Annotated in this window: 5 protein-coding genes and 1 pseudogene; all 6 read left to right on the top strand. The window is 67.7% G+C overall.

The genetic code is table 11. The annotated features are described in order from the left end of the window. Positions 1-452: pseudogene (locus VF794_RS04310) on the top strand (porin); the annotation flags it as partial. A gap of 34 nt (positions 453-486) precedes the next feature. Next, a complete protein-coding gene (locus VF794_RS04305) occupies positions 487-1,308 on the top strand; it encodes a phosphate ABC transporter substrate-binding protein (protein ID WP_331107902.1) in 822 nt (273 codons plus the stop codon). A gap of 52 nt (positions 1,309-1,360) precedes the next feature. Then, positions 1,361-2,380, top strand: coding sequence for a phosphate ABC transporter permease subunit PstC (gene pstC / locus VF794_RS04300; RefSeq protein WP_331107901.1), 1,020 nt, complete (start codon positions 1,361-1,363; stop codon positions 2,378-2,380). Further along, positions 2,377-3,288 (top strand): phosphate ABC transporter permease PstA, encoded by a 912-nt coding sequence (pstA, locus tag VF794_RS04295; protein WP_331107900.1) that lies wholly within the window; start codon positions 2,377-2,379, stop codon positions 3,286-3,288. Before pstC ends, pstA begins: the two co-directional genes overlap by 4 nt. Before the next feature lie 48 nt (positions 3,289-3,336). Next, positions 3,337-4,080: a phosphate ABC transporter ATP-binding protein PstB gene (gene pstB / locus VF794_RS04290; protein ID WP_331107903.1), complete on the top strand. Its 744-nt coding sequence runs from the start codon at positions 3,337-3,339 to the stop codon at positions 4,078-4,080. Between the two features lie 20 nt (positions 4,081-4,100). After that, positions 4,101-4,554 (top strand): phosphate signaling complex protein PhoU (gene phoU / locus VF794_RS04285; RefSeq protein WP_331107899.1); only part of this gene is annotated, 454 nt, incomplete at its 3' end.

Genomic DNA, 4,554 nt, shown 5'->3' with positions numbered 1-4,554 from the left:
CCACGGACGCCTTCCGCCGCGCCTACGAGCGCAGCCGCGTCGGCGCGGACCTCCAGCTCTATCTGGACGTCCTGCCCTTCGGGGCCACCGCCCTCAAGGGCGAGTACATCAAAGGCAAGACCTACCTGAGCAACGGCGCCGAGCAACTCGGCCGCCCGGCCAGTGGCTGGTATGCGCTGCTGGTGCAGAACCTCGGCCTGAACAACGCCCTGGCCATCCGCTACGACTACTTCGATCCGGCCAACGGCACCCCGGCCGCCGCCGCGGCGCCCGGCTCGGATCGTCCGGCGAACACCAATCCCACCGCCACCCTCGGTGCCACCGCCATCCACTACTTCGGCGAGTACCTGAAGGCCTCGGTGACCTACGAGCTGCCCATGACGGAGCTCGTCGAGGGTGTGACCGACCCGCACGACAACCTGCTCACCGTCCAGTTCCAGGCCCGCTTCTAGCCAGTCCTCCCCCTTTCCCAGGAGACCTCCCAACATGAAGAACTTCATTGCCTCGATCGCCGCGGTGCTGCTGCTGGCCCTCCCGGTGGCCGCCCACGCGGGCACCGTCACCGTCAAGGGCTCGGACACCATGGTCATCCTCGGCCAGCGCTGGGCCGAGGAGTTCATGAAGAAGACCCCCACCACCCGGCTCCAGGTGACGGGTGGAGGCTCGGGCGTGGGCCTGTCGGCCCTCATCAACGGCACCACGGACATCGCCATGTCCAGCCGCCCCATGAAGGACGCCGAGGGCGAGAAGCTGCGCACCCGCTTCAACACCACCGGCACGGAGATCGCGGTGGCCAAGGACGGCGTGACCTTCTACGTCAACGAGTCCAACAAGGTGGAGGCCCTCACCCAGGAGCAGCTCCAGGGCATCTACCTGGGCGACATCACCAACTGGAAGGAAGTGGGCGGCGCGGATGCCCCCATCGTCGTCTACTCGCGGGAGAACTCCTCGGGCACCTACGTGTTCGTGAAGGACAACCTCCTCAACGGGGACGACTACACCTCCAGCGCCCAGACGCTGCCCGGCACCGCGGCGGTGGTGAACGCCGTCTCCAAGGAGAAGAACGGCATCGGCTACGGCGGCTCCGCCTATGCCAAGGGCATCAAGGAGCTGAAGATCAAGAAGGGCAACGAGGCCATCGCGCCCAGCGCGGAGAACATCAAGAGCGGCAAGTACCCGCTCTCGCGCGATCTCTACTTCTACCTGCGCAACAAGCCCGCCGGTGAGGCCAAGGCCTTCATCGACTTCGCCTTGTCCCCCGAGGGTCAGGCGGTCGTCACGAAGGTCGGCTACTTCCCGGTGAAGTAGTACCCGAGGCCATGCCGCTTCACGAGAATGTCACACCGGACCCGAGCACAAGATGGATAGACAATTGAGTATGCAGGGTCAGGGTCTCATGGAAACGGCAACACCGGTGGCGCCGAGGCTGTCCTCCATCGCGCGGCGCAGGCAGCTTCGGGAGAAGGTCATCGCCGGAGTCATCACGGCGACGGCCTTCACGGGGATCGCGGCGCTGGTTCTCATCCTGGTCTTCATCGCGAAGGAGGCGCTGGCGATCTTCCTCGAGGCCCACGCGCGCGAGGAGGCCAGCCTGTCCAAGATGTTCCTGCCGCAGGTGGTGCGCGCGGGCAGGCCGGCGGCCTTCGTGTGGCAGCCGGTGTCCAATGTGCCGAAGGTGAGCATGATTCCGCTCTTCATCGGCACGTTGAAGACGACGCTGGTGTCCATGGCGGTGGCGGTGCCGGTGGGGGTGGCGGGTGCGCTGTTCGCCGCCGAGTTCGCGCCCCGGCGGCTGCGCGAAATCCTCAAGCCCACCATCGAGTTGCTGGCGGGTATTCCCTCGGTGGTGCTCGGTTTCTTCGCGCTGATGGTGATGGCCACCTTCCTCCAGGACACGCTCGGCTTCCCCACGCGGCTCAACGCGGTGGTGGCGGGCCTGGCGCTGGCGCTGGCGATCGTCCCCGTCATCTTCACGGTGTCCGAGGACGCACTGACGGCGGTGCCGCGCAGCTACCGCGAGGCGTCGCTCGCATTGGGGGCCACGCCCTGGGAGACGGCCTGGAAGGTGGTGCTGCCAGCGGCCGCCCCGGGCATCCTCGCCGCATGCGTGCTGGGCTTCGGCCGCGCCATCGGCGAGACGATGATCGTCCTGATGGCCTCGGGCAATGCGTCCATCGTGTCGTGGAACTTCACGGACTCGGTGCGTTCCATGTCCGCCACCATCGCCGCGGAGATGGGCGAGGTGGTGGTGGGCAGCCCGCACTACTCGCTCCTGTTCTTCATCGGCGTGCAGCTCTTCCTCTTCACCTTCATCCTCAACATGGTGGCCTCCACCTGGACGAAGCGGGTCCTCAAGCGCCTGACGGGAGGCGGAGCGTGAAGCACACCCTGCGCCGGGCCGTGGGCGGAGCGCTCACGTCCCTCACCGGCTTCGCCGCGCTGCTCATCGTGGCGATCCTCGCCGTCATCCTCGTCGACGTGCTCCGCGGCGGCCTGGGACAGGTCTCCTGGCGGTTCCTCAGCGAGCCGCCCTCGGACGGCATGATGGGCGGCGGCATCTTCTCCGCCCTCTATGGTACGGCGGTACTCACGCTGCTGATGACACTGGCGGTGATGCCGGTGGGAGTACTGACGGCCGTGTACCTGCACGAATATGCGCTTCCGAACTCGCGCCTGGCGGCCTGGGTGCGGGTGGCGGTGGTCAACCTGGCGGGAGTGCCCTCCATCGTGTTCGGCCTCTTCGGCCTGGGCTTCTTCATCCACTTCGTGGGCGGCAGCATGGACCGGCTGCTGGGCTACCAGGAGCTGCACTGGGGCCAGCCGGGCATCCTCTGGGCCTCGCTCACCCTGGCGGTGCTGACACTGCCGGTCGTCATCGTCTCCACCGAGGAGGCGCTGCGCGCGGTGCCGATGGACCACCGCACGGCGAGCCTCGCGCTGGGGGCCACCCGGTCCCAGACGCTGGCGCGGGTGGTGCTGCCAGGCGCGCTGCCGGGCATCCTCACCGGCGCCGTGCTGGCGGTGTCGCGCGGCGCGGGCGAGGTAGCGCCCATCCTCTTCACCGGCGCCGCCTACTTCCTCCCCGACCTGCCCAACAAGCTGAACTCCCAGTTCATGCACCTGGGCTACCACACCTACGTGCTGGCCACGCAGTCACCGGATGTGGAGGCCACGCGCCCCCTGTTGTACGCCACGGTGCTGGTGCTGCTCGCGCTCACCTTCGCCCTCAACCTCGTCGCGGTGCTCATCCGCGCCCGCACCCGTCGCCGCGCCGCTGGCGGCCACTGACCCCGAGCCATGTCTCCCCTCTCCCCCACTGCTCCCACGCGCATCAAGATGGAGGCGCGTGAGCTCACCCTCCGCTATGGCAACAAGGTGGCCGTGAAGTCGGTGAGCCTCACCCTGCCCGAGCACCGGGTGACGGCGCTGATCGGCCCGTCCGGTTGCGGCAAGTCCACCTTCCTGCGCTCGCTCAACCGGATGAACGACCTCATTCCGGGCTCCAATCACGAGGGCACCGTGCTGCTGGACGGGCACAGCATCCACGACCGGAACGTGGACGTGGTGGACCTGCGCCGCCGCGTGGGCATGGTCTTCCAGAAGTCCAACCCCTTCCCGAAGACGATGTTCGAGAACGTGGCCTACGGCCTGCGCGTGGGGGGCATGAAGGACAAGATGGACCTCGCCGCGCGGGTGGAGAAGTCGCTCAAGAGCGCGGCCCTCTGGGACGAGGTGAAGGACCGCCTCGACGACAGCGCCTTGAGCCTGTCTGGCGGCCAGCAGCAGCGCCTGTGCATCGCGCGCGCCCTGGCCGTGGAGCCCGAGGTGCTCCTCATGGACGAGCCCGCCAGCGCCCTGGATCCCATCGCCACGGCGAAGATCGAGGAGCTCATCCACGAGCTGAAGGAGCGCTACACCATCGCCATCGTCACCCACAACATGCAGCAGGCCGCGCGGGTGAGTGACCGGACGGCTTTCTTCTACATGGGAGAGTTGGTGGAATGCGGCGCCACGGAGCAGATCTTCACCAACCCGCGTGAGCGGCGCACCGAAGACTACGTCACCGGGAAGTTCGGCTGAGGGCCGGGGGAAGCGAACACATGCCGTCAGTGCATACCGACAAGGCGTTCGAGGCGGACCTGCGCGAGCTGCGCGAGAAGCTGCTGGCCATGGGCGCCAAGGTGGAGGCGCTCATCGCCGACAGCATGCGCGCGCTCATGGAGCGCGACACGCCCCTGGCCGAGGAAGTGACTTCCGGCGACAAGGAGGTCAACCGCCTGGAGGTGGAGATCGACGAGGCGTGCCGCCGCATCCTCGCCCTGCGCCAGCCGGCGGCGAGCGACCTGCGCCTCATCACCACCGCGCTCAAGATTGTCACGGACCTGGAGCGCATTGGCGACCTGGCGGTGAACATCGCCGAGCGCACCAAGGACCTCAACCAGGTGCCTCCGCTCAAGCCCTACGTGGACATCCCCCGGCTCTCGGAGCTGGCCCTCCAGCAGGTGAAGAAGGCGCTGGATGCCTTCGTGTCCGCCGACCCCGCCAAGGCCGAGG

The organism is Archangium sp. (assembly GCF_036389735.1).
Taxonomy (GTDB): Bacteria; Myxococcota; Myxococcia; order Myxococcales; family Myxococcaceae; genus Archangium.
Note: the sequence above shows the minus strand (reverse complement) of the source record. Positions and strands in the feature narration are given on the sequence as shown.

Excerpts from the sequence above, each read along its gene's own strand:
- pstB (WP_331107903.1), top strand. The coding sequence starts at position 3,337 with ATGGAGGCGCGTGAGCTCACCCTCCGCTATGGCAACAAGGTGGCCGTG.
- pstC (WP_331107901.1), top strand. The coding sequence starts at position 1,361 with ATGGATAGACAATTGAGTATGCAGGGTCAGGGTCTCATGGAAACGGCA.
- VF794_RS04305 (WP_331107902.1), top strand. The coding sequence starts at position 487 with ATGAAGAACTTCATTGCCTCGATCGCCGCGGTGCTGCTGCTGGCCCTC.